The following is a 24,698-nucleotide window of genomic DNA, read 5'->3' on the forward strand; positions in this document are numbered from 1 at the left end:
GCGGGAATCCCACGCGCAGCAACGCGCGACGAGTGTTCGTCGAACATGAGCAGGTGACGGCGGCTGGTACTTTCAAAGTAACGGTCGCCAGTCTCCCTCCTGGAGTTTGCCGTTCATGAAGGTCTACATTTCGGCCACCCAAAAGGACCTGCTGGAATACCGCCTGGCCGTACACGCCGTGGCCCGTCGGCTGAAGATCCAGGACGTCGCCATGGAGGCGTACGGCGCCGACGTCGAACCACCGCTGGAGCGCTGCCTGAACGACGTCCGGGACTGTGATCTCTACCTGGGACTCTTCGCCTGGCGGTACGGATTCCGGCCGCCCGGCCACACGTCGTCCATCACGGAGCTGGAGTACCGCGCCGCGCTCGCGGCCGGAAAGCCCTGCCTGGTCTTCCTGCTCGCCGAGGACGCGCACTGGCCGGGCCACATGATGGACCGGGGCGACGACGGTGACCGGATCGTCGAACTGCGCCGGGAACTCCAGGAGCACCACCTGTGTGACTTCTTCTCCAGCGTGGACGACCTGACCGCCAAGGTGATGGCGGCGCTGACCGACGTGCTCAGCGGCCGGTCCCCGGTCCGCGGTCCGGCCGACCCGGGCACCCACCTGCCGGAGGAGATGCGGGCCCGCTACTACCGGAACCTGACCCTGATGTACGAGGCGGTCCCGGTGAACGCGGTGTCACCCCGACCCACCATCGGCTACCTGACCGTCGGGCTGCCGAAGGTGTTCGTGGAGCCCCGCGTGCACGAGGAAGCCCGCCCGGAGATGCCGCTGGCCTGGTGGCGCCCGGCCGGGACCACGCCGGACGGTGACGACGCGGGGCTGCCCGGGGTGGTGGACCCGGAGGAGGTGGAGCGGCTGCGGGAGGAGTACGCGGCCAAGGACGCGTTGATGCTGTTCGACGTGGTGTGTGATCCCGCCCGGCGGATGATGGTGCTGCTGGGCGACGCCGGATCCGGAAAGTCCGCGGTCGCCCGCTACCTGGCGCTGGTGCTGGCCGGGGTCTGCGCCGAGCCCCGGTTGGCGGCGCTGGACGGCCACCTGCCCGTGCTGATCGAACTGCGGTCGTACGCCACGCACCGGGGGGACGGGCGGTGCGACGGTCTGCTGGACTACGTGGGCCACAGCCAGCAGATGGGCCTGCCCGGACTCGACCGGACGGTGCTGGAGGCGTATCTGCGCCGGGGCGGCCGGGCGCTGTTCCTGTTCGACGGGCTCGACGAGGTGGTCGACCCCGCGCAGCGGGAGGAGGTGGCCGCGCAGATCGCCACCTTCGCCAGCGAGTACCCGGGGGTGCTGACGATGGTCACCTCGCGGGCGGCGGGATATCTGCGGCAGACCTTCGCCAGCGCCGGGTTCGACCATTTCACGATCGAGGATCTCGACGACGGGCAGATCGCCCGCTTCCTCGGCAACTGGTGCCGCTACGTGATGCCCACCGAGGCGGAGGCGGAACAGCAACGGCGACAGCTTCTCGACGTGGTGCGCAACTCCCGCGCGATGCACGAGATCGCCGGCAACCCGCTGTTGCTGATCCTCATGGCCATCGTCGGCCGGGGCCACCCGCTGCCCCGCAACAGGCGACGACTGTACGCACACGTCACCGACGTCCTGATCTCCGAGTGGGACGTCACCAAACAGTTGCGGGAGAGCCACGGCGAGGTGCCGGCGCTGGATCTGAAGGCGAAGCACCGGCTGCTGCGCCAGTTGGCCTTCCGGATGCAGTTCCGGGAATCGGGGCCGGCCGGGAACTGCATCGAGTCCGACGAGCTGGCACTCATCTTCCGGGACCACCTCGTCACGTTCTACAGTTTCGGAAACGAGCGGGCACTCGCCATGGCCTACTCGATGATCGGCAAATTGCGCGAGCGGAGTTTCATCCTGGAGCGCTACGGCCTACGGCTGTTCGGGTTCGTGCACCGGGCGTTCCTGGAGTTCTTCTGTGCCGAGGAGATCGTGGACGGAATCGAGCACGATCCGGCCTCCTGGGGCCCCGACCGGTTGCGTTCGCTGTTCCGTGACCACTGGGCCGATCCGTCCTGGCGGGAGGTGCTCCGGCTGGTGGCCGGCGCACTGCCCGTCCCGACCGCCAACGACCTCATCGTCCGGCTCGCCACCGAGGGAACCCGACCCTGGCCGCCGCTGAACCTGAGCGGTCCGCCCTGGAACCTGGTGCTCGCCGCGCAGTGCGTGGCGGAGGCCCCGCAACCCGCGGACCTGGCCGAGGCGGGCGAGGCCGTGCTGCGCCAGGTCGTGCTGCTGGTCGAGCACGGCATCTCCGCCGAGGACCCCCAACTGGTCGACCTCACCGAGCACGAGCTGCTCTCCTCGATCCGGGTGCTGGGGCCGGACTGGCCCGGCCGGACGACCTTCCTGCACTGGTACCGCCGCCGTGGGATACGTACCAGTTGGCGCACGGGCTCCGCGTTCGCCACCCGGATCGCCGCCGCGCTCTCCACCGCCGACGAACGGCTGGAGGATCTCCTGCTCCTGGAGTTCGGGCAGGGCACCGAACGGCACGCCCACCTCACCCTGGTCGCCGGGCTCGCCGAGGCCGCCGCCCGGATGGACCGCAGCGGTCGCCGCCGGTACCGGGACCTTCTGCTCGCCCAGGCCCGCGCCGAGATCTCCACCGCGGTGCGTCAGGCCGCGGTGCGGGCCCTGGTCACCCACTTCGGCGCCGACCCCGACCTGCCGGACGTGCTGCGTGGGCTCGTCGACTCCGCCGACCTCGCGGTGCGTGCGCTGGCCGTACAGTCCCTCGGCGGTCGCACCGCACTGTCCGACGACGTCCGCCGGATGGTCGTCCGGGCCACCACGGACTCCGACGCCCCGGTACGCCGGGCCGCCGTCGGGGTGCTCACCGCGCGCCTGACCGAGGTGCCGGACGCCGCCGGGACACTGCGACTGCTGCTCGACACCGACCCCGACCCGGGGGTGGCGCAGCGGGCGCTGGAGGGCCTGCTGGCCCTGCCCGGGCGGGCCGGGTCAGCCCGCGCCGCCGCACTGCGACGGGTGGACGGCGACGCCCCGGACGAGGTACGACGCTGCCTGCTGACCACCCTGCTGCCGGGACCACCCGGCCCGGAGGACATGGACCTGCTGCTGAAGCTGGCCGGCTCGGACAGCTCCGCGCGGCTGCGCACGGCGGCGGTACGGCTGCTGGCCTCCGGACCCGACCCGCAGGGACGGTGCCGGTCCCGGCTGGTCGACCTGATCGAACAGGACGAGGAGCCGTCCGTGCGGGCCGCCGCGGTGACCGCGCTGATCGACCGGGACCGGGCCGAGGAGGCCGGGTGGACCGTGGTGGCGAGGGCGGCCCGCGAGGACGAGGACGCGACGGTACGCCTGGCGGCGGTGCGCGGCCTGGTCGACGCGTACCCGGACCCCCGCACCGGGGAACTGCTGATGGAAAGCGCCCGACGCGATCCGACGGCCAGTGTCCGGCTCGCCGCCGTCGACCTGCTCACCGGGCGGCTGCCGATCGGCCACGCCACCCGTACCCTGCTGATCGGCCGGGCCTTCGAGGAGCGGGACGCGCTCGTCCGGTTGCGGGTCACCCGGAGCCTGACGGCCCTCGCCGATCCGCCCGAGCCGACGGTGCGGGAGTGCCTGACCGAGCAGGTCGGCAGGGATCCCGATCCGACCGTGCTCCGCGCGGCGGCCGAGGCGCTCGCCCGGCACGACGGCTCCGACGGCCTGCGGGAGACGCTGTGCCGGCGGGCCCGGCGGGACAGCTACGGCGGCATCCGGCTGGCCGCGGTGCAGACGCTCGGCCGGTACGGCGGCTCCGACGCGGTGACCGACGTGCTGTTGGAGTGCATCGACCTGGACACCGACCCGGCCGTGTTCGACGCGGCGGTGACCTGCCTGACCCGGCAGGGCCCGACGTCCATGGCGGTGACGCTGCGGCTCATGCGTCGGCTGGCGGACAACGACCCGGCGATCCGCGCACGGGTCGCCGCCGCGCTCGGCGAGCACTTCGGCACCGATCCCGAGGTGCAGGTCCTGCTGGTCGGTCTGGTCCGCGACGACGCGTCCCTGGAGGTCCGGCGTCGGGCGGCCGAACAGCTGGGCGCGAACCTGGCCGGCCGGCCGGAGGTACCGGAACTGCTGCTGAGCCTGGTGGACGACGACGACTGGGAGATCCGGCGGACCGCGCTGCTCTCGTTGACCCGGCACCACTGGCGGGACCCACGGACCCGGGAGCTGCTGGTGCGGCTCACCCACCGGGGGCAGGACGACAGCACCCGGCGGCTGGCCGGTCAACTGCTGGCCACCCTGCCCGACACCAGGCCCGACGACTTCCTGTGACCGGCCCGCGCGCGGCGCTTCGCGACGGCTTCTGATCGACCCTGTCAAATACCATGGGCCCATGACGGACCCGGTCGTCGGCTCGCCCCGCCGGGCCGGCTGGTGGCTGCGAGGACTGTTCGGGATCATCGGACTGGCAGCGCTGATCCTCGGCTACGTCGGCTTCGAGAGCCTGCTACGGACCCGGCCGGACACCGTGCACGACCGGTTCGACGTGCTCTACTACGACCTGCAACTCTTCGTGTTCGGTGCCGAGCCGTTCCAGGACCCCGGCCCCTACCCGTGGCAGTTGCAGGTCGCCCGGTTCGCCGCACCGTTGTTCACCCTCCTCGCCGTCGCCGAGGCGGGCCGGCTGCTGCTGGCCGCCGAGAGTCGCCGCCTGCGCGCCCGACGGGCCCGTGGCCACGTTCTCGTCTGCGGTGACTCCCGGTTCGCCCACCTGCTCGCCGACCGGCTCTTCGCCGACGGGGAACGCGTGGTCGTGGTGCGGTCCGTACCGTTCGGCCCGTTGGAGTACCGCCGTCGCCGGTATCTCGGCGTCATCGGTGATCCGACCAGCGCCGAGGTGCTACGCGGCGCGGGTCTGCCCCGGGCCCACACCATCTACGCCTGCGGTGACGACGACGACCGTAACCACGCCATCGCCAACACCGCCAGCCGGCTCATCCGGGACGGACGGCAACCACCACGGGTCTACGTGCTGGTCAACGACTCCGAGATGTGCCTGTCCCTGCAGGCGCGGCGGCTCGGCGCGGCCGGATCCAGCCGGCTGCGGCTGGACTACTTCCACGTCGACGACATCGCCGCCCGCGCCCTGTACCGGCACCACCCCCTGGCCGGCACAGCCGACCGACCCACCCGGTTGCTCATCGCCGGCACCGGCGGTTTCCGCCGCGCCCTGCTGACCGAGACGGCCCGGCACTGGCGGGTATGCCGGGCGCAGGCGGCGGCCGGTGTCGTCCTGCCACCCCTGCGGGTGGATCTCGTGGCCCCGGACGCCAGCGCCGAACGGGAGGCGGTGACGTCCCGCTACCCGTTCATGGGCACCGTCTGCGAGCTGACCGCGTACGACGGGGACCTCGACGGTGTCGCGCTCGGCCGGCTCGGCTCCGGCCGCTACGATCGGATCTACGTCTGCGCACCGGAGGAGAGCAGCGGCTTGCAGTTCGTGCTGGACTCACCGGGTCTCTGGCAGGTCGTCGAGAGCTGCGTCTTCGTGCCGGTCTACCGGCAGGCGGCGCTGGCCGCGGCCTTCCACGGCGACTCCCGCCACGACCTGCTCGACGAGGTGCACGGCAAGCTCCGCCTGTATCCGGTGCTCACCCGCGCCTGCGATGCCCGGTTGATCGGTGACGACCTCACCGAGCGGCTGGCCCGCAAGATCCACGAGCGTTACCTCGACGCGCGGCGACGAGCCGGGCTGCGTCCCGGCGACACCCCGGCGATGGTCGACTGGTCGCGACTGCCCGAGTCGCTGCGGCGGGCCAACCGGGCGCACGTCCAGGACATCGCCGCCAAACTGCTGAACCTCGGGTGCGTGGTCGCACCCCGGCGAGGCGGCACCGGTGACGTCTCCGCAGGGGAGGCCATCGACGACCGGATCGAGGTGCTCGCCCGGCTCGAACACGAACGGTGGTGCCGGGAACGGCAGGGGGACGGCTGGGCGTACGGCGAGTCCCGCGACGACGTCCAGCAGCGGCACCCCTCCCTGCGGCCGTGGGACGAACTCCCCTCCGACGTCCAGGAACGCAACCGCGAGGAGATCCGGGCGCTGCCCGAGGTGCTGTCCGACAGCGGCTTCGAGCTGATCCGGCTGGCGCCCGGGGTGCCGGCGCCGCGGAGAGGACCGGCGGATGTCGGCTGATCCCGGGCCGGAGCGCATCGGCGTGACCGGGCACATCCACCTGACCCGCGACACGGAGGTGCTCGTCGCCGACGCGCTCCGGGCCGAACTGCACCGGCTCGGCGACCGGCCGGTGCGCGGCGTCACCTGCCTGGCCGGCGGCACGGACCAGATCTTCGCGCGCACGGTCCTGCAACTGGGCGGCACGTACGAGGTGATACTGCCGGCCCGGGACTACCGGGACGCGGTCATCGCCCCGGGGCAGCGGGCCGGCTTCGACGAGCTGCTCGACCGGGCGGTTGCCGTCGTGCACACCGGCCACGACCGGTCGGGCACCGCCGCCTTCGTCGCCGCCAACCGGGAACTGGTGCGACGGGTGCAGCGGCTGGTGGCGGTCTGGGACGGCGAGCCGGGTTGCCACGCGGCGTCGACGGACCGGACCATCGACCGGGCCCGGCGTCGGGGCATCCCGGTCTCGGTCCTCTGGCCGGCCGGTGCCCGCCGGACCCGGCCCGGGGCGCACTGAGTTCACGTCTGTCCAGCGCGGCGACCTGTCCTCGCCGGCATGACATCGAAGCAGTTCGAGCCGCAGCGACTGCTGGCCTCGGCCGTCGCGGCGGTGCCGTGGCTTGACAACCGGCCCGGTCCGTAGTGGACGATGAGACGTGAGAATCCTTGTGGTGGGTGGTAGCGGTCTGATCGGCGCGCACGTCGTCGAGGTGCTGCGCGGGCGGGGACACCGGGTGACCACGGTGGCCCGTACCGCCCGGCCCGGTGTCGACCACCTGCTCGACGTCGAGTCCGCCTCGACCGACGACCTGCGACCGCTGCTCGCCGGCCACGACGGTGTCGTCCTCGCCACCCGGGCCGACGAACAGCGGGTGCTGCCCCGGCCGATCCACCCGCTGCTGCGCCGCGAACTCGTCGACCCGGTGGTACGCCTGCTCACCGCTGCCCGCACCGAGGGCCTCACCCGGGCGGTCCTGACCGGGTCGTACTACACCTTCTTCGACCGGCGGCATCCACAGTGGCGCCTGGCGGACCGGCACGTCTACGTCAGGTGCCGGCGGGAACAGGCCGCCGAGGGACGCGCCGCCGCCGGCCCGCAGTTGCCGGTCACCGTGCTGGAGTTGCCGTTCGTCTTCGGCCGGGCCGGCGACCGGCTGCCCAACTGGGCCGGTCCGCTCGACCGGTGGGCGCGGTCCCGGGCGCCGCTGGCGGTCCCCGCCGGTGGAACGGCCGCCGCCTCGGCGCGCAGCGTGGCCGAGGTCGCCGCCGACGCGCTCGAACAGGCCCGGGGCGGGGACGTCCCGGTCGCCGACGAGAACCTCACCTGGGCGGCCATGATGACCCGCATCGCCCATGCCGTCGGCCGGCCGCGTCGGGTCGGCCGCCTGCCCGCCCCCGCCGTCCGTGCCGCGCTGGGCTGCGGCGGAATGCTGCACGCTCTCGCGCGCCGGGAGGCGGGTCTCAACCCCACCTACCTCGCCGACCTGCTGCTGGCCGAGTTGTTCGTCGAACCTACCACCGGCCGGTCGCTGGAACCGGCGGTGCGCGACACCTTCGCCGCCACCGGCTGACACCCCCACCGGCTGACACCGCCGCCAGCGGGTGCCCCGGGGCGCTACAGCCGGACGCAAGGTTCGCGTTAGGTCCGCCCGCGACGATCGGGCGTATGAGTGAGATCGGTCGCACGCTTCGGGTTCCGGACGCCAACCTGTACTACCAGATCTGCGGTTCCGGGCCGGTGCTGCTGATACTCCAGGGTGGGGACGGGGACGCCGACCGGGCGGCCGATCTGGTCGCGCAGCTCGCCGAGGCGTACACCGTGGTCACCTACGACCGGCGCGGCCTGTCGCGCAGCGTCATCGACCCCGACGACGGCCGCCCGGTGCCGGTGGAGACCCACGCCGACGACGTGCACCGGCTGCTGGCCGAGGTGACCTCGGAGCCGGCGGTGGTGTTCGGTTCGAGCATCGGTGGTCTCACCGGGCTGCACCTGGCCACCCGGCACCCGGAACAGGTCCGGGTGCTGGTCACGCACGAGCCGCCGATCCTCGACCTGCTGGCCGACGACCTGTGTCGCACGGTCAACGCCGGCCTCGACGAGGCGGAGGAGCTGCACCGGAGCGCTGGCGGCCTGCCGGCGCTGCTGCGCCTGGGCGCGCTCAACGGGGTGGACTTCCGCCGGCTGGCGACCGAGCCGGGGGTCGCGATGCCCCCGCCGCCCGACGAACGGCGGACCGCGAACATCGAGTTCTTCCTGTCCCGGGACCTGCCCGCGTTCCGGGAGTACCGGCTCGACATGGACGACCTGGACGCGATGAAGACCGGGCCGACGCGGGTCGTCCCGGCCGCCGGGCAGGACTCGCGCGGCGTGTGGGGCTACGTCGCCGCCGAACGCCTCGCGGCCCACCTCGGGTTGGCGACCTCGGAGTTCCCCGGCGGGCACGCCGGGCTGACCACCCACCCCCGCGCCTTCGCCGCCCGGCTGCGCGAGGTGCTCTCCAGTTTCGGCGTGTGACGCTCGGAAGGCGGAACCATGACGACGATGGTGCACGACACGACGACGACCGGTGCGGCACCGGGGGAGACGCCGGTCCGGCGGCTCGACCGGGTGGTCATCCGCTTCGCGGGCGACTCGGGCGACGGGATGCAGCTCACCGGGGACCGGTTCACCTCGGAGACCGCCCAGCTCGGCAACGACATCGCGACGCTGCCCAACTTCCCGGCCGAGATCCGGGCGCCGGCCGGCACCCTGCCCGGCGTGTCGAGCTTCCAGCTCCACTTCTCCGCCGTAGACGCCCTCACCCCCGGCGACGCGCCCGACGTCCTGGTCGCGATGAACCCGGCCGCGCTGCGGGCGAACCTCGCCGACCTGCGCCGCGGTGCGGCGATCATCGTCGACACCGACGAGTTCACCGGACGCCAGCTGACGAAGGTCGGCTACCGGGCCAACCCGCTGGAGGACGGTTCGCTCGACGGGTACGAGGTCCATCCGGTGGCGCTGACCACGCTGACCCTCGGCGCGCTCGCCGAGACGGGGGTGTCGAAGCGGGACGCCGCACGGGCCAGGAACATGTTCGCGCTCGGTCTGCTGAGCTGGATCTACGCCCGCCCGTTCGCGTCTACCCTGCGGTTCCTGGAACGCAAGTTCGCCACCCGCCCGGAGTTGGCCGCCGCGAACGTCACCGCCTTCCGGGCCGGCTGGAACTACGGCGAGACCACCGAGGACTTCACCGTCCGGTACGAGGTCGCGCCGGCCCCGATGCCGCCCGGCAGGTACCGCAACATCACCGGCAACGCGGCGTTGGCGCTGGGGCTGGTGGCGGCCGGCGTCCGGTCGGAGCTGCCGGTGTTCCTCGGCGCGTACCCGATCACGCCGGCCTCGGACATCCTGCACGAGCTGTCGAAGCACAAGCGGTTCGGCGTCACCACCATGCAGGCCGAGGACGAGATCGCCGCGGTCGGGGCGGCCCTGGGCGCCTCCTACGGCGGTGCGCTGGGGGTGACCACCACCTCCGGGCCGGGGGTGGCGCTCAAGGGCGAGACGATCTCCCTGGCGGTCGCGCTGGAACTGCCGCTGGTCGTCATCGACGTGCAGCGGGCCGGTCCGTCGACCGGCATGCCGACCAAGACCGAGCAGGCCGACCTGGACATGGCGCTGTTCGGCCGCCACGGTGAGGCGCCGCTGGCGGTGATCGCCCCGGCGACGCCCGCGGACTGCTTCGCCGCGGCGATCGAGGCGGCCCGGATCGCCCTGACCTACCGCACCCCCGTCATCCTGCTGTCGGACAACTACGTGGCGAACGGCTCCGAGCCGTGGCTGCTGCCCGACGTGTCCCGGCTGCCCGACCTCCGGGTCAGCTTCGCCCGCGAACCCAACGGTCCGGACGGCCGGTTCCTGCCGTACCTGCGGGACCCGCAGACGTTGGCCCGGCCGTGGGCGGTCCCGGGCACGCCGGGGCTGGCGCACCGGATCGGCGGCCTGGAGAAGGCCGACGGCACCGGCGACATCTCGTACGACCCGGCCAACCACGACCTCATGGTGCGTACCCGGGCGGCCCGGATCGCCTCGATCCCGGTGCCCGACGTCGAGGTGGAGGACCCGGACCCGGACACCCGGGTGCTGGTGCTCGGCTGGGGCTCGACGTACGGGCCGGTCACGGCCGCGTGCCGGGCGCTGCGCCGGCGCGGCCACGCCGTGGCGCAGGCCCACCTGCGGCACCTGAACCCCCTGCCGGCGAACCTCGGCGACGTCCTGGCCCGCTACGACCGGGTGGTCGTCCCCGAGATGAACCTGGGGCAGCTCGCCCGGGTGCTGCGCGCCAGGTACCTGGTCGACGTGGTGTCCCACACCAAGGTCGAGGGTTCGCCGTTCACCACCGGCGAACTGGAGAACGCCTTCGAGAGGGTGATCGGTGATGCCTGAGGTCGCCCTGTCGTTGACCGCCCGGGACTTCCGGTCCGACCAGGAGGTCCGCTGGTGCCCCGGCTGCGGTGACTACGCCATCCTCGCCGCGGTCCAGGGGTTCCTGCCGGAGTTGGGCATCCCGCGCGAGAACATCGTCTTCGTCTCCGGCATCGGCTGCTCGTCGCGCTTCCCGTACTACCTGGACACCTACGGGATGCACTCGATCCACGGGCGCGCGCCGGCCATCGCCACCGGCCTGTGCGTCAGCCGGCCCGACCTGTCGGTCTGGGTGGTCACCGGCGACGGCGACGCGCTGTCGATCGGCGGCAACCACCTGATCCACGCCCTGCGCCGCAACGTCAACCTCAAGATCCTGATGTTCAACAACCGGATCTACGGGCTGACCAAGGGGCAGTACTCGCCGACGTCCGAACTGGGCAAGACCACCAAGTCGACGCCGGTCGGTTCACCCGACACACCCTTCAACCCGCTCTCGCTCGCGCTCGGCGCCGAGGCGAGCTTCGTCGCCCGCACCCTGGACGCCGACCGCCAGCACCTGCAGTCGGTGCTGCGGGCCGCCGCAGCCCACCGTGGCTCGGCGTTCGTCGAGATCTACCAGAACTGCAACATCTTCAACGACGGCGCCTTCGCGCCGCTCAAGGATCCGGACGTCCGTGACGACCACCTGATCCGGCTCACCCACGGCGAGCCGATCCGGTTCGGCGCGGACGGCCGGTTCTGCGTCACGCATCCGCCGGGCGGGTTCGGCCTCGCCGTCCGTCCCACCGCGCAGGTGCCGCCCGGCGAGATCGTGGTGCACGACGAGTCGGTCACCGACCCGGCGTACGCGTTCGCGCTGTCCCGGCTCTCCGGCTCCGACCTGCACACCACCCCGGTCGGCGTGTTCCGCGCCGTCGAGCGGCCCTGCTACGACGACACCGTGCGCGCGCAGGTCGCGCACGCCACCTCGACCGGGTCCGACGACCCGACGCGGATGCTCACCGACCTGCTCGACAGCGGCGACACCTGGACGATCGGCTGATCGCCGTGCACCGCACACGACACGGGCGGGGCCGAGGACGTTCCCGGCCCGTGCGGGCCGGTGACCGGCCCGGCGTCGTCACCGGCCGGGACGTCGGCACCGGCGCTCCCCGATCCCACCGTTTCGCACAGCCCGTCGACAGCACAGAGCCGGAGGTATGGCCATGACCACGTCGCAGGTGAGGGTTCGTCTCGAGGGCGGCCCGAACGGTTTTCCCGACGACTTTCGGGCCCGGTTGGTCAACAGCCTGGAGCCGAAGATCAAAGTGCGGTACGGCTGCGGCTACGAGCACTTCGAGCGCACCGACGAGTCGCTGACGGCGGTCGACGGTGATGTCGTCATCTACCGCTGGACGGCGCAGACCCGTATCGCCGAGTGACCTTTCCCCCCCACCCGCGGTGGCCGCCATCATCCCCCGATGGCGGCCACCGCGCTGTTCGCACCCGAGCTTCGGCCGGGCCCGATGAGCCGCCGGCCCGGCCGGAAGAGTCGCCGGCCCGGCCCGATGAGCCGCCGGCCCGGCCCGATGAGCCGCCGGCCCGGCCGGAAGAGTCGCTGCGCGACGGGGGGCAGGTAGCGGGGAGCGGGGTCCGCAGGGGTCGGGGTCCGCGTGGACCGGCGGCCGCCTCCCCGGGTTCGCGCGTCCCGGTGACGTGCCCCGGACACGACACTGGCACCGCCGGCGGGACGTGGCCGGCGGTGCCAGTGGGTTCCGCGCGTTCAGCTCACCAGGTGACGGGAAGGGAGGTAACGCCACCGGTGAGGGTGAAATCGCGGAACTCCAGCTCGGCTGGGGGGACAGCGAGCTGGAGATTGGGGAAGCGGACGAGCAGCGTCGCGAACAGGCACTGCAACTCGGCCCGTGCGAGGCTCGACCCGATGCAGAACCGGGGCCCGTGCCCGAACGCGATGTGCCGGTCGGAGTCGCGGGTGATGTCGAAGCGGTCCGGGTCGACGAAGACGTCCGGGTCCCGGTTGGTGGCGGTGAAGGCGAGCAGGATGAGGTCACCGGCCGGCACGTCGGTGCCGCAGACCGTGATGTCCTGGTGTGCGTAGCGGGGCAGCACGTCCTGGGTGGACGGGGCGACCATGCGCAGCATCTCCTCGACCGCGGACGGCACCAGGCTCAGGTCGTTCTGCAGCTTCCTCCGCTGGTCGGGGTGGGTGAGCAGCAGCAGGGTGCCGAGGTCCAGCCGGGTGACCGTGGTCTCGTGGCCGGCGAACAGCAGGCCGGCACCCATCCGGGCGATCTCGTCGTCGCTGAGGTTCTCCTGCTCGGCGACCGCGAGCAGGTCGGAGAAGACGTCCTCGCCCGGCTCGGCGCGCTTGATGTCGATCAGCCGGTACATGTAGGCGACGAGCCGTTCCCAGGCGGCCTTCGCCGCGGCGGGGTCGTCGAGCGCGGTGGCGCCGGCCGAGTAGTGCCGGAACTCGGCGCGGTCCTCCGTCGGCACGCCCAGCAACTGGCAGATGACCAGCACCGGCAGCGGGAACGAGAGCGCCTCGTGGAAGTCGGCCGGCTGCGGGCTCGCCGCGAGATCGTCGAGCAGCTGGTCGACGATCTCCTGGACCTGGCCGCGCAGCTTCTCCACCCGGCGGGCGGCGAACGACGGCCCGATCAGCCGCCGGAACCGCTGCCGGGCGGCGACCTCCTTGTCCGGGGTGCCCAGCGGTCCGGTCAGCACGGCCGCGTTGGCGACCCGGGCCGCCTTCTCCGGCTCGGGGTGGGAGCGGCCCAGGCGCGGGTCGTTGAGCAGCGTCTTGACCTCCTCGTACCGGGTGACCAGCCAGGCCTCGTCACCGGCCGAGGTACGCACCCGGACGATCGGTTGGGTGTCCCGCAGCTCGCGGAACAGCGGTGCGATGCCGTTGACGTCGAACTGGTCGCGCTCGAACGGCAGCGCGGGCAGGTCGACGACGGGCAGGTCGCTGGTGATTGTCATGGTGGATGCTCCTTAGTTGAGTGAGACCCGGTCGAGGCGCTGCCGCTGGGCCGCCCGTACGCCCTCGGCGAGCGCGATCGGCGTGGGGTTGGCGAAGATGTCGGACAGCGCGAGCCGGACCCGCAGCCGGGCCTCGACCTGCTGGACGAGCCGGGCGGCGAGCAACGAGTGCCCCCCGGCGGTGAAGAAGTTGGACCCGGCGTGCACGTCGGCATGGCCGAGCAGGTCCTGCCACAGGGTGATCAGCTCGTCGAGCACCGGGTCGCCGCTGGCCGCCGTCGGGCGTGCGGTCTCGCGTGCCCGCTGCCGGCGCTCCTCGGCGAGCCGGCCCAGCGCGGGATAGTCGACCTTGTCGTTGCCGGTGGTGGGGAAGCCGGCCACGACGATGAACTCCTGCGGCACCGCGGCGTGCGGCAGCACCCCGATGGCGTGCCGCCAGAGGTCGTCGTGGACGGCGTCGTCCGGGTCGGGACCGACGACGAACGCGACGAGCGTGCCGTCGGCGCCGCCGTGCACCAGCACCGCCGCCGCGTCGACCGCCGGATGCTCGCCGAGCACCGACTCGATCTCGCCCAGCTCGATCCGGTTGCCCCGCAGCTTCACCTGACGGTCCATCCGGCCGAGCACCTCGATGGTGCCGTCCGGCCGCCAGCGGGCCAGGTCCCCGGTGCGGTAGAACGGCCCGTACCGCTCGTGCCCGCCGAACCGTTCGGCGGTCAGCTCCGGGCGGCGGTGGTAGCCGATCGCCACCCCCGCACCGGCGATGCAGAGTTCGCCGTGCAGGCCCACCGGCAGCTCGCGGCCCTCCGGGTCGGCGATGAAGACCTGCGTGTTCGCGATCGGCGCACCGACGTGGACGGGCCCGGTGAACGGGGTGGCGAGCAGCGCCGCCGTGGACCAGATGGTCGTCTCCGTGGGGCCGTAGACGTTGTGCAGTTCCCGACCGGCCCCGGCGAGCTGACGGGCCAGCCCGGCCGGCAGCGCCTCGCCACCGCTGAGCAGCCGGACGTCGCGCAGGACGTCCCCGGCCTGCTCGGCCACCAGCCGCCAGGTCGTCGGCGTCGCCTGCACGACGTCGACCGGGTGCCGCCGCAGCACGTCCAGCAGCACCTGCCCGTCGGTGCGGGCGGCGTCCGGCGCGACCACCGTCGACCCGCCGGTGGCCAGGGGCAGGAAGAGTTCCAGCGCCGAGATGTCGAAGCTGAACGTGGTCAGCCAGAGCGTCGCGGTGAAGGCGTCGGCGCGGAGCAGGTCGACGAAGTGCTCGATCAGGTTGGCCAGCGCCCGGTGGGTGATCCAGGTGCCCTTCGGGCGTCCGGTCGACCCGGAGGTGTAGATGAGGTAGGCCGGGTCATCGCCGGCGGCGAACCCGTCGGCGGGCGGGCCGACCGGTGCCGGATCGGCGTCGGCGACCTCCACCGGGTGCAGCACCACCCGGCCGGGCGCCTCCGGCACCGGCGTGCCCGGATCGGCGATCACCACCCCCGCGCCCGAGTCGTCGAGCTGGTAGACGATCCGCTGGTACGGGTGGGCCGGGTCGACCGGCAGGTAGGCGGCCCCGGCCAGCCAGGTGCCCAGGACCGCGCCGAGCAGTTCCGGACCCCGCCGGCCCAGCAGGGCGACCACCCCGCCCGGACCCACACCGGCCGCGCGCAGGGCCGCCCGGGTGCGGTCCGCCGCCGCCCAGATCTGGGCGTACGACACCGCGCGGTCGCCGTCGCGGACCGCGACCGCCGTCGGGGCCGCCGCGACCCGGTCGGCGATGGCCGCCAGCACCGAGGGGTTTCGCGCCGGACGGGTGGTCGCGTTCGCCGTGTCGATGGTGGCGAGGTCCGCCGGGGCGTGCAGCGGCAGCGCGTCGACCGGCTCCCCGCTGCGCTGGCCGAGCGTCACCAGCAGCGCGTCGAACCGGGCCAGCATCGCGGTCACGTCCGCCCGCCCGAGGACCTCGGTGTAGAAGACCGCCCGTACGTCCAGCGCGCCGGCCGTCGAGACGACGAAGAACTCCAGGTCGAACTTGCTGAACCCGTTCTCCACGATGCGTCGCTCGGCCCGCAGCCCACCGAGGTCGTAGCTGGCCTGCCCCTCGTCCGGGACGTAGTTGAACAGGTGCTTGAAGACCGGGTTACGCCAGGAGCCGGCGGCCGGACGGAACTGTGCCATCAGCGCCTCGACGGGCACCTCGCGGTGGATGATCGAGGCGAGGAACACCCCCCGGGCCTCCCCGACCAGGTCGGCGAAGGTGACGCCCGGCGGGATGCGCAGCCGCAGCGGCAACGTGTTGATGTGGTAGCCGACGGCCCGGCTGCTCTCGGCGGTCCGCAGCGAGGCGGGCGCGCCCACGACGACGTCCCGACCCGCGCCGTGCCGGGACAGCAGCAGGCTGTACGCCGCGTAGAGGATGACCGCCTCCGGTGCCCGCAGTCGGCGGGCGAGGGCACGTACCGCGTCGTACGCGGCGGCCGAGAGGCGGGCGGTGACCCGGTCTCCGGTGAGGGTCGGCTGGGCCACGTCCGGCCCCTCGCACCACAGGGCGAGCCCGGACGGGTCGAACCCGTGCAGCTGGTCACGCCAGTAGGTGAGGCTGCGTTGGCTCGGTGCCGGCTCCACGCAGACCGGTGCCGGCTGCGCCAGTTCGGCGGGCGGCTCGGCGTCCTCCGAGACCGCGGTGTAGAGGGCCACCAGTTCCTCGGTCAGCACCACCGAGGACAGGGCGTCGAAGTTGAGGTGGTGCACGGCGAGGCAGAGCACGTCCCCGTCGGGGGTACGGAACCGTCCGGCGCGCAGCAGCGGGCTGCCGTCCATCGTGAACGGCCTGCCCACGTAGGCGGTGAGCAGCTCCTCCAGGTCGGCCCGCGCGACCTCGTGCTGGTCGAGCGCGACGGTGATCTCGGTCGGCCCGAGGACGTGCCGCAGCAGCCCCGCCGGGGTGTCGCGGAAGACCGTCCGCAGGGTGGCGTGCCGGGCCAGCAGTCGGGCGAGGGTCTCCTCCAGCTCCCAGTCGCCGAGTTCACCCTCGACGTCGAGGGCCACCGCCAGGTTGTTGACGCCGGAACCCGGGACGAGCTGGTCGAGCATCCACAGCGCCTCCTCCTTGCGGGTGGCGGCGGCCGGCCCGGTCACGACCGCGCTCCCCCGAGGACCCGGGTCCGGGCCAGCAGCTCCCGGGTGGTCGCGGCGACCGTGGCGTCGGCGAGCATGCCGGCGTGCCCGACCGAGAAGGTGATCTCGTCGCCGGCGAGGTTCGTCGGGGCCTGCGGGTTGATCGTCCGGTAGCCGTTCAGACCGCTGGTGGGGCTCGCCGAGGTGAGCACCGTGGCCCGGGACCACGCCGGCAGCGGGTCGAACTGGCCGGCGGCGCACAGGTAGCTGATGAAGGAGCGGAACAGGGTGACCACCTCGGCGGCGCTGGTGGCGTCCAGACCGAGCCGGGGGAAGGCCACCGCGCCGACCTGTCCGAAGATCTCGCTGAGCCGGTCCGCCAGCGGCTCCAGGTCACCCAGGTCGCGCTGGGCCTGCCGGCCCGCCTCCCGGGCCTCGTCCAGCTCGGCCGGCGTCAGCGACGAGGTGGCCACCTCGATGATCTTCGCGAACTGCCAGTACATGGTCAGCGGCGTGACGGTCTCGGGGTCGAACAGGATCAGCGGGGGCTCCGGCTGCCACTGGCCGACCTGCGCGGCCAGGGCCGGGGCCAGTGCGCCACCGGCGCAGAACCCCATGACCGCCGTCACCGTACGGCCGCTGGCGCGGACCTCGTCGGCCCAGCGCTTGACGTATCCCTCGCCGCTGGGTCCGGCCAGCGCGTCCATCCCGAGTGGCACGGTCTCCCACACGCTGGAATCCGGTCCCAGGTGCGGTGCCAGGTCGGCGAACCGCGCCTCCGGGCGGCCGGTGGCGTCGAAGTCGATGGCCAGGACGACCTCGTCGGTGCTGCCTGTCGTCAATGCTCGCCAGGTGGTCGATTCGTTCATCGTGTGTCGGTCCCCTCGCTCCATTGTCCGTCCGGCGAACGCTATGGCGGGTCGCTGAAACCGTTCTAAAGCCCGTCATGCGTCGATCGGCGTCGATCTTTATCGCCCGGGACAATAGGAGGAGACGCGATCCGACCGGCCCCGCTGCCTGTTCGCACCGGGGCCGGTCCGTGTCGAGGGCGGGTCAGCCCAGCCGCAGATCCGTTCGGATCGCCCGGGCCACCGGAGTCCACTGCCGCAGCAGGAAGAAATGGTCACCGGGGAACGGTTGCAGCCGGAACCCGCCGTCGGTGTGGCCCGCCCACGCGTGCGCGTCGGCGAGGTCCACCCGGGGATCGGAAGTGCCGTGCAGCGCCGTCACCGGGCAGCGCAACCGGGGCACCCCGGGTCGGGGCGCGTACGTCTCGATCGCCCGGTAGTCGGCCCGGATGGCCGGCAGCACCATCGCGGTCAGTTCCTCGTCGGCGAAGACGTCGTCCTCGGTTCCGCTGAGTTCCGCGACGTCGGCCAGCAACCCACGGTCGTCGCGCAGATGGACCGTCTCGTGCCGGGACACCCCGGGCGCCCGGCGACCGGAGGCGAACAGCCGCAGCGGGGCGACCCCGAGCTGTTCCAGGCGCAGGGCCACCTCGAAACCGAGGATCGCGCCCATGCTGTGCCCGAAGAGCGCCACCGGCCCGCGCACGGTCGGCCGGATCACCTCGGTCAGCAGGTCGGCCAGGGCGTCGATGGTGTCGACAGGTGGCTCGCCGCGGCGGTCCTGGCGGCCGGGGTACTGCACGCACGTCACGTCCACCTCGGCGGCGAGCAGCCCGACGAGCGGCCGGAAGAAGGTCGCCGCGCCGCCGGCGTGCGGCAGGCAGATCAGGGTGGGGCCGCCGCTGCTGCGGGCGCCGAACCGGCGCAGCCAGAGGTCGGGCTCGTCGGTGCGGTACGGCACGTTCGCCGCGGTCGTGGTCACGACGCCGCCGCGAGCGGGCTGACCAGCATCGACGACCCGAGATCGCGGTCCTGCAGGATGTGCTGGTGCAGGTCGCGCAGGGCCTGGCAGGGCTCGATGCCGATCTCCATGTCGAGCCGCTGGCGGGCGGTGTGGAAGACGGCCAGCGCCTCGGCCCGGCGGTCCGAACGGTGCAGGGCGAGCATCAGGTACTGGTAGAGCTTCTCGCGCAGGGGCTGTTCGGTGATGAGCGCGGAGAGTTGGCCGACGATCTCGCGGTGGCCGCCGAGGGTCAGCTCGATCTCCATGAGCTGTTCCAGGCACTCGATGCGCAGCTCGTTGAGCAGGGTGGCGTACGCGTACACGACCGGGCTGTCGATCAGCCCGCTGAAGGCGGGCCCACCCCAGAGCCGGAGCGCCCTGCGCAGCGTCTGGGCCGCCGGGAAGAACTGGCCGGCGCGGCGGAGCTGCTGGCCGAGGTGGGCGAGTCGGCGGAACTCGTCGGCGTCGAGGTCGCCCGCGTCGGTCAGGATGGTGTACCCCCGGGGCCGGGTGACGATGGCGGCGTCGTGGCCGCTGCCGCGCAGCACCTTGCGGAGCTGCGAGATGTAGACGTAGAGCGCGTCGTTGGCCCGGCTGGGCGGGTCCTCGCCCCAGATCTCGTTCAGCAACTGGTCGGAGGTGACCATCTGGTTGGTCTTCGCCAGCAGCACCGCCAGCAGGGTCTCGGTCTTGCGGGTACGGGGCGTGACGACACCGCTGACGCCATGGACCCGGATCTCGCCAAGGATCTCGTACTTCACGGATGTTCCCCCCGTCGAGTCGCCCGCCGGCTCGGTGTCGGCGGTACGTGGCATCGGGTGGAGTGCCGGCGCTGTGGTGGCGAGTCAGTCCGCCGTCTGGTCAACCGAAGTCACTGCACCACTGTGGCGCGGGCCGATACCGAATCGGTCCCGATCCGTTCCCGCCGGCCGGGTTGCCGCACTTCGCGGTGGGGAATGCCGGCGCGGTCGACGCGCGGGAGGCGACGGGACGCCTGTCGCCGGTCGGCATCGGCCCCCGGGGGAGGGGGCGGCCGTGGGGAGGGGGCGGCGCCGGCCGTGGCGGGCACCCCATGTCTACCCCATCGGCGGGAGTCGCCACAAGCGATGGGTTTGAATGCGTTTTGCGTCATGCGCCCATAATTGCCGCAGTGTCGTCGTCCTCGCCATCTGGGACCACAATGGTATTCACCGGGAGCGATGTGGGATCGTTCCGGTAGCGACGGTTGTGACAGTGGCATTGTCAAAACGACCGACGAACATCGGGGGAATGTCATGTTCAAGATCCGCATCCTGGGTCGGGCCGCTGTCGCATTGAGCCTGGCCGTCGTGGCCTTCGCCGCCACCGGATCCGCCGCCGACCAAGGTCGGGTGGTGGCCGGCCAGGAGGGTCACACCGTTGTCGCGGTCGCCGACGGGCCGCTGCTCGACAATGGTGGCCCGCGCTGAGGCGCGCGCCGACCGAATTACGTCACCGAGTCGTGGCGAATTTCCACGACGCCTCCCTGTGATAATTACTCTGATCGATGTAATCGGGCGGCGCTGTTACGGGGTGCAGACGGTACCCGGGAACGGCGACCGCCCGGCACCGGAGCTTCCGGTCAGTGCGACACGGCCGACCGGGACTGCTCCAGGCATCCGAGCCGCTGCTCCAGATCGTCGCCGGTGATGCCCATGACCTGGTAGAGGCTCAGCGCGGCCCGCCAGTCCGTCACCGCCCGGTCGAAGTCACCAAGGCCGGCGTGGGCGCGCCCCATCCCGTCGAGCGCGCGCGCCTGTTCGAGGCGCAGCCCGATCCGGTCGGCGTTCTCGTGGGCCCTGCGGTGTCGGGCCAGGGCGCCGGTGAAGTCGCCCCGTTCCGTGTGGACCCGACCGAGGACGTTCTCCACCTCCGCGCGCAGCGCCGGGTTCTCCAGGCCACCCAGCAGGCTCAGCGCGGCCAGGCCGTGCCGTTCCGCCTCCGCGAGCCGCCCGAGCCGCATCAGGACCTCGGCGTAGCGCGTATCGAGCATGGCGCGGGCCCGGCGGCTGTTCGTGGTCTGCACCGGAACGGTCGCCAGGGTCAGCGTGGCCAGCGCGGCCGGTCCCTCACCCAGGTTGCTCTGCGCCGAGGCGAGCCGGGTCAGCGCCGAGGCGAGATCGGCCGGCTGGTCCCGGCCGTCGAGCAGGCGCACCGCCTCCCGGGCACTCGTCACCGCCTCGGCGTGCATCCCGAGGACGTTCTGGAGCTGGCTGATGTTGCTCAGCGCGTTGCCCTGCTCGGCCTGGCTGCCCATCGTGCGGTGGATGGCCAGCGCCCGCTGCTGGTAGCTCAGCGCCTCCTCGAAGCGACCCATGCTGGCGCAGACGATGCCGATCCGCCCCAGGCAGGTGCCCTCGCCGACGGTGTCGTTGGTGTCCTGGGCGATGGCCAGCGCGTCGGCGTAGCACTCCAGGGCCTCGGTGAACTCCCCGAGGTACCAGTGCGCGATCGCCACGTTGATCAGGTTGAGTCCCTCGTGGACCGGTTCGTCGATCCGGCGGGCGGCGGCGGCGGCATTGCGGAAGGTGGCGATGTGCTCGTGCATCTCGCCCCGGACGTAGAGGTAGAAGGCCATCGTGCGGGGCAGGTGGCACAGGTGGAAGTCGTGGCCCCGGTCGGCCGCCAGGTCGATCGCGGCCAGCAGGTTGCGCCGCTCGGCCTCGAACCACTCCAGCGACTCCGCCTGGTCGGCCAGCGGCGCCACGTCCTGCGGCGGGTACCGCACCCGGGCCTCGGTCACGAACCGGCCGGGCTGGACCCGGTTCGCCGCCGTCTCCGCGGTGACGACGTAGTAGTCGAGCAGCCGGTGGATGGCGGTGGTGTTCTCGTCCTCGTCCTGGGCGAGGACGGTACGGACGAAGTTGCGGACGAGGTCGTGCATCTCGTACCGGTCGACCTGCCGCTGGATGAGCAGCTGCGAGTCGAGCAGGTCCTCCAGGATCTGCTCGGCCCGCTCCTGCGGGACGCCCGCGAGGGCCGCCGCCGTGTACGCGTCGCAGCTCTCCCCGGGGAACAGCCCGATCAGGCGGAACATCTGCTGGTGGTCGGGGCCGACCCCGTGGTAGGACAGGCCGATGCTGGCCGCGACGCTGCGGTCGTCGAGGACCAGTTCCCGCATGAGCCGCCCCTCGCGGCGCAGCCGGCCGATCAGGTAGCTGAGCGTCCACTTCGGGCGGTTGTGCAGCCGGGCCACGGCGATCCGTAGGGCCAGCGGCAGCCGGCCGCACGCCTCGACCAGGGCCTGCACCTCGGCCTCGGTCGCCGGGTGCCGGTCGCCGAGCAGGCGGTGGACGATCGCGCTGGCCTCGTCGTCGAGCGGCGGATCGAGGGTGACCGAGTGGGTCCCGTCCAGTCCGTTGAGCCGCGACCGGGTGGTGATCAGCACCAGGCTGGTGGCCGAACTGGGTAGCAACGGGATGACCTGCTGGGCGCTACTGGCGTTGTCCAGCAGGATCAGCAGCGACCGGTCGGCGGTCGTGGCCCGCCAGAGCGCCGACCTGCCGACCTGGTCGGTGGGGAGCTGCTCGCCCGGGGTGCCCACCGCACGCAGCAGGACGCCCAGCGCCTCGACCGGGTCGACCGGGTCCCGGCCGTAGGTGAAGCCGTGCAGGTCCAGGAAGAGCTGGCCGTCGGGGAACTCCCTGCCCAGGCGGTGCGCGGCGTGGATCGCCAGGGTGGTCTTGCCGACGCCGCCCATCCCGTTGATCGACACGAGGGTCAGCGCCGTGGCATCCGGCCGGGCGAACCCGACGAGCGTCTCCAGGGTCTCGTCGTGCCCGGTGAAGTCGACCAGGTCCCGGGGGATCGTCATCGGGCGGCTCGACGAGGTCACGACCCGGACGGCGGGCACCGCCGCGCGGGTGGCGGCACGCGGGTCGAGGGCCGGGTCGTTGCGCAGGATCTGCTCGTGCCGCCGGCTCAGCTCCGGCCCGGGATCGATGCCCAACTGGTCGGCCAGCGACTGCCGGGCGTCGGCGTAGACCTGGAGGGCCTCGGCCTGCCGTCCGCTCTGGTAGAGCGCGGTCATCAGCAGGACCAGCAACCGTTCCCGCATCGGGTGCTCGGCCGCCAGCGCCCGGAGCTGGCCGACCAGGTCGCCCTCCTCGCCGATCTCCAGTTGCAGGGTGATCAGACGTTCGACGGTCATCAGGCGACGTTCGTCGGCGCGGGCCGCCGCGGTGCGTACGGTGAGGCCGTTCATGCCGCTCAGCGCGTCGCCGCGCCACAGGGAGAGGCCGGTGGTCAGGGCGTCGATGGCCTCGGCCGGGCGGCCGTCGTCCTCGGCGGCCCGGGCCCGGACGAGTTGCTTCTCGAAGATCTGCAGGTCGACCGCCGTGTCGTGGATGACCATCCGGTAGCCGGGCCCGTCGGTGACGATCAGCCCGGCGGGCAGCCGCCGACGCAGGTCCGCCACGATCTTCCGGATCTGGTGCGCCGCCGTCGACGGCGGGTGCGTTTCCCAGACGACCTGGACGAGCTGTTGCAGGGTGACGACGCATCCGGTGGCCAGCAGCAGGGCCGCGAGCACCAGTTCCTGCCGGGTGCCGCCGAGCGGGACGCGGGTGCTGTCCACCCACACTTCCAGGGGACCGAGGAGTTTGAAGACAATTGGTTGATCGGCGGTGATCAACGCCTCCCGATCATCACCGGATGCCAACGGATCCCTCCCCAAGAGATGTGACGAATCGCAATTAATCATGTTTCAGCGAGGGTGTCAACCTGCTTTATCCCGTGTTGTCGATATGGTCGTTAAGACCGTTCCGAGAATTTTGCCGAAGGGCTTCGGGGCCCGGAGCCGTCCAGCGGTGCAGGGGTACCGCTAACGATGTGCACGGAAGTGTTTCGGCCGAGTGTCTTCTGTCGGCGATGCGACTCGCCCGCTCGGTGACTCTCCCTCACGAAAAGCCTCCCCGCAAGCACCGACGCCTGCATGTCAGCCACAAATGCGGGCCCCGGGGCGACGGGTGGGGGCGCGGCGCAGAGGGTGGCGGCGTCGCCCGTCGATCCGCTGCCCGGCGGTGCGGCCGCGACGGTACGGGCGCGTACCAAGATCCTCTTTAGGTGGCCGTTAGGCAGGTCGAGGACCGTTGGGGATGTTGGCCGCACCATTTCCCGAAAGCGGGTGGCAATGAAAGTCCGGAACGTCTTTGTCGCTGGTGTCGGCACGTATCTGCCGGACCGGATCACCACCGAAGAGGCCGTGAAACGCGGTTGGTACGACGAGGGGAACCGCATCCACAGCGACCTGCACTCGATCGCGGTCTCAGCGGACACGCCCGCCCCCGACATGGCCTTCCAGGCCGCCGCGGAGGCGATGAAGCGCTCGGCCCACCGCCCCGAGGACGTCGCGGCGCTGATGCACTGCCCGGTCCACTACCAGGGGCCCGACACCTGGTCCGCCCCGCACTACATCCTGCACGAGACGCTCGGCGTCCGGGCGGTGCCGGCGCTGGAGATCCACCACGGCTGCAACGGGATGCTGTCGGCGCTGCGGCTGGCGGCCGCGCAGCTGATGGCCGACCCCGGGTCGACCGCCGTCCTGCTCACCGCCGCCGACAACTTCTCCACCCCGGTCGTCGACCGCTGGCGGATCAGCTCGCACTACGTGCTGGCCGACGGCGCGAGCGCCGCCCTGCTGTCCACCCGGGGCGGCTTCGCCGAACTCCTCGCGGTCGGCTCGGCGTCCAACCCGGCGGCCGAGGTCCTGCACCGCGGCGGCGAACCGCTCTTCCCGCCGAGCATCACCACCGGGCGGCAGGTCGACCTCGAATCGCGCTCCCGCTACTGGGCCGAGCAGTGGGCCAACGGCGTCACCCCGCCGGTGTTCCACCTCGGCGACCTGGTCACCGAGACGGTCGACCGGGTGCTCGACGAGGCGGGTGTGACGATGGCCGGCATCGCCCGGGTCGCGCACAGCGGGGTCGCCCTCGACCAGCTCCAGAACGGCATCTTCGACCCCCTCGGGATCACCGACGCGCAGACCGTGTGGGACTTCAGCCGTACGGTCGGGCACTGCGGCGCCAGCGACCAGATCCTGGCGCTGGACCACCTGCTGACCACCGGCGCCGTCGGCCCTGGTGACCACGTCCTGCTGCTTGCCGTCGGCGTCGGCATCGAGGTCGGCTGCGCCGTAATCAAGATCATCGAAGAGCACCGCTGAG

Annotated in this window: 16 protein-coding genes; 10 read left to right on the forward strand and 6 right to left on the reverse strand. The window is 72.3% G+C overall.

The features are described from left to right. The first annotated feature begins 115 nt into the window (after positions 1-115). The 8 genes from ACN268_RS30725 to ACN268_RS30760 all read left to right on the forward strand — a co-directional run bounded on the left by ACN268_RS30725 (position 116) and on the right by ACN268_RS30760 (position 11,999). Complete coding sequence (locus tag ACN268_RS30725; RefSeq protein ID WP_421486523.1) at positions 116-4,321, forward strand: HEAT repeat domain-containing protein; 4,206 nt, start codon at positions 116-118, stop codon at positions 4,319-4,321. Between the two features lie 61 nt (positions 4,322-4,382). After that, on the forward strand, positions 4,383-6,185 hold the full coding sequence (locus ACN268_RS30730; protein WP_421486524.1) for a RyR domain-containing protein: 1,803 nt from the start codon (positions 4,383-4,385) through the stop codon (positions 6,183-6,185). After that, positions 6,175-6,690: a hypothetical protein gene (locus ACN268_RS30735; RefSeq protein WP_421486525.1), complete on the forward strand. Its 516-nt coding sequence runs from the start codon at positions 6,175-6,177 to the stop codon at positions 6,688-6,690. Before ACN268_RS30730 ends, ACN268_RS30735 begins: the two co-directional genes overlap by 11 nt. A gap of 154 nt (positions 6,691-6,844) precedes the next feature. Further along, the gene (locus ACN268_RS30740) at positions 6,845-7,744 is read left to right on the forward strand and encodes an NAD-dependent epimerase/dehydratase family protein (RefSeq protein ID WP_421486526.1); all 900 of its coding nucleotides are present in this window, start codon (positions 6,845-6,847) and stop codon (positions 7,742-7,744) included. Between the two features lie 95 nt (positions 7,745-7,839). Continuing rightward, positions 7,840-8,688, forward strand: a complete 849-nt coding sequence (locus ACN268_RS30745) for an alpha/beta fold hydrolase (RefSeq protein WP_421486527.1) — start codon at positions 7,840-7,842, stop codon at positions 8,686-8,688. A 27-nt stretch (positions 8,689-8,715) separates the two neighbouring features. Beyond that, positions 8,716-10,596, forward strand: a complete 1,881-nt coding sequence (locus ACN268_RS30750) for a 2-oxoacid:acceptor oxidoreductase subunit alpha (RefSeq protein WP_421411581.1) — start codon at positions 8,716-8,718, stop codon at positions 10,594-10,596. Next, on the forward strand, positions 10,586-11,620 hold the full coding sequence (locus tag ACN268_RS30755) for a 2-oxoacid:ferredoxin oxidoreductase subunit beta (protein WP_421486528.1): 1,035 nt from the start codon (positions 10,586-10,588) through the stop codon (positions 11,618-11,620). Before ACN268_RS30750 ends, ACN268_RS30755 begins: the two co-directional genes overlap by 11 nt. A 163-nt stretch (positions 11,621-11,783) precedes the next feature. Next, a complete protein-coding gene (locus tag ACN268_RS30760; protein ID WP_421486529.1) occupies positions 11,784-11,999 on the forward strand; it encodes a DUF5988 family protein in 216 nt (71 codons plus the stop codon). 346 nt (positions 12,000-12,345) lie between these two features. On the opposite strand, the gene ACN268_RS30765 is transcribed toward ACN268_RS30760, so the two are convergent. From ACN268_RS30765 to ACN268_RS30785, 5 genes are all read right to left on the reverse strand, one after another. Next, a complete protein-coding gene (locus tag ACN268_RS30765) occupies positions 12,346-13,563 on the reverse strand; it encodes a cytochrome P450 (protein WP_421486530.1) in 1,218 nt (405 codons plus the stop codon). Between the two features lie 12 nt (positions 13,564-13,575). Further along, a complete protein-coding gene (locus ACN268_RS30770; protein ID WP_421486531.1) occupies positions 13,576-16,686 on the reverse strand; it encodes a non-ribosomal peptide synthetase in 3,111 nt (1,036 codons plus the stop codon). After that, positions 16,683-17,534 (reverse strand): hypothetical protein, encoded by an 852-nt coding sequence (locus ACN268_RS30775; RefSeq protein ID WP_377684955.1) that lies wholly within the window; start codon positions 17,532-17,534, stop codon positions 16,683-16,685. The genes ACN268_RS30770 and ACN268_RS30775 overlap by 4 nt, the downstream gene beginning before the upstream one ends. A gap of 184 nt (positions 17,535-17,718) precedes the next feature. Then, a complete protein-coding gene (locus tag ACN268_RS30780) occupies positions 17,719-18,495 on the reverse strand; it encodes a thioesterase II family protein (protein WP_421486532.1) in 777 nt (258 codons plus the stop codon). Continuing rightward, positions 18,492-19,277 carry an AfsR/SARP family transcriptional regulator gene (locus ACN268_RS30785; protein ID WP_421486533.1) on the reverse strand — a complete coding sequence of 262 codons (786 nt, stop codon included), beginning with the start codon at positions 19,275-19,277 and terminating at the stop codon, positions 18,492-18,494. The genes ACN268_RS30780 and ACN268_RS30785 overlap by 4 nt, the downstream gene beginning before the upstream one ends. 513 nt (positions 19,278-19,790) lie before the next feature. On the opposite strand from ACN268_RS30785, the gene ACN268_RS30790 reads away from it, so the two are divergent. Further along, a complete protein-coding gene (locus ACN268_RS30790; RefSeq protein ID WP_421486534.1) occupies positions 19,791-19,964 on the forward strand; it encodes a hypothetical protein in 174 nt (57 codons plus the stop codon). Positions 19,965-20,116: 152 nt separating this feature from the next. Here the strand turns inward: ACN268_RS30790 and ACN268_RS30795 are convergent, their stop codons facing one another. After that, positions 20,117-23,110, reverse strand: a complete 2,994-nt coding sequence (locus tag ACN268_RS30795) for a BTAD domain-containing putative transcriptional regulator (RefSeq protein WP_421486535.1) — start codon at positions 23,108-23,110, stop codon at positions 20,117-20,119. Between the two features lie 627 nt (positions 23,111-23,737). Here ACN268_RS30795 and ACN268_RS30800 point away from each other — a divergent pair. Beyond that, complete coding sequence (locus ACN268_RS30800; protein ID WP_421486536.1) at positions 23,738-24,697, forward strand: ketoacyl-ACP synthase III family protein; 960 nt, start codon at positions 23,738-23,740, stop codon at positions 24,695-24,697. Position 24,698 lies beyond the last annotated feature (1 nt).

The sequence above is a fragment of the Micromonospora sp. WMMD735 genome, assembly GCF_049178995.1.
Lineage (GTDB): Bacteria > Actinomycetota > Actinomycetes > Mycobacteriales > Micromonosporaceae > Micromonospora > Micromonospora wenchangensis.

Excerpts from the sequence above, each read along its gene's own strand:
- ACN268_RS30725 (WP_421486523.1), top strand. The coding sequence starts at position 116 with ATGAAGGTCTACATTTCGGCCACCCAAAAGGACCTGCTGGAATACCGC.
- ACN268_RS30730 (WP_421486524.1), top strand. The coding sequence starts at position 4,383 with ATGACGGACCCGGTCGTCGGCTCGCCCCGCCGGGCCGGCTGGTGGCTG.
- ACN268_RS30735 (WP_421486525.1), top strand. The coding sequence starts at position 6,175 with ATGTCGGCTGATCCCGGGCCGGAGCGCATCGGCGTGACCGGGCACATC.
- ACN268_RS30745 (WP_421486527.1), top strand. The coding sequence starts at position 7,840 with ATGAGTGAGATCGGTCGCACGCTTCGGGTTCCGGACGCCAACCTGTAC.
- ACN268_RS30750 (WP_421411581.1), top strand. The coding sequence starts at position 8,716 with ATGGTGCACGACACGACGACGACCGGTGCGGCACCGGGGGAGACGCCG.
- ACN268_RS30760 (WP_421486529.1), top strand. The coding sequence starts at position 11,784 with ATGACCACGTCGCAGGTGAGGGTTCGTCTCGAGGGCGGCCCGAACGGT.
- ACN268_RS30765 (WP_421486530.1), bottom strand. The coding sequence starts at position 13,563 with ATGACAATCACCAGCGACCTGCCCGTCGTCGACCTGCCCGCGCTGCCG.
- ACN268_RS30775 (WP_377684955.1), bottom strand. The coding sequence starts at position 17,534 with ATGAACGAATCGACCACCTGGCGAGCATTGACGACAGGCAGCACCGAC.
- ACN268_RS30790 (WP_421486534.1), top strand. The coding sequence starts at position 19,791 with ATGTTCAAGATCCGCATCCTGGGTCGGGCCGCTGTCGCATTGAGCCTG.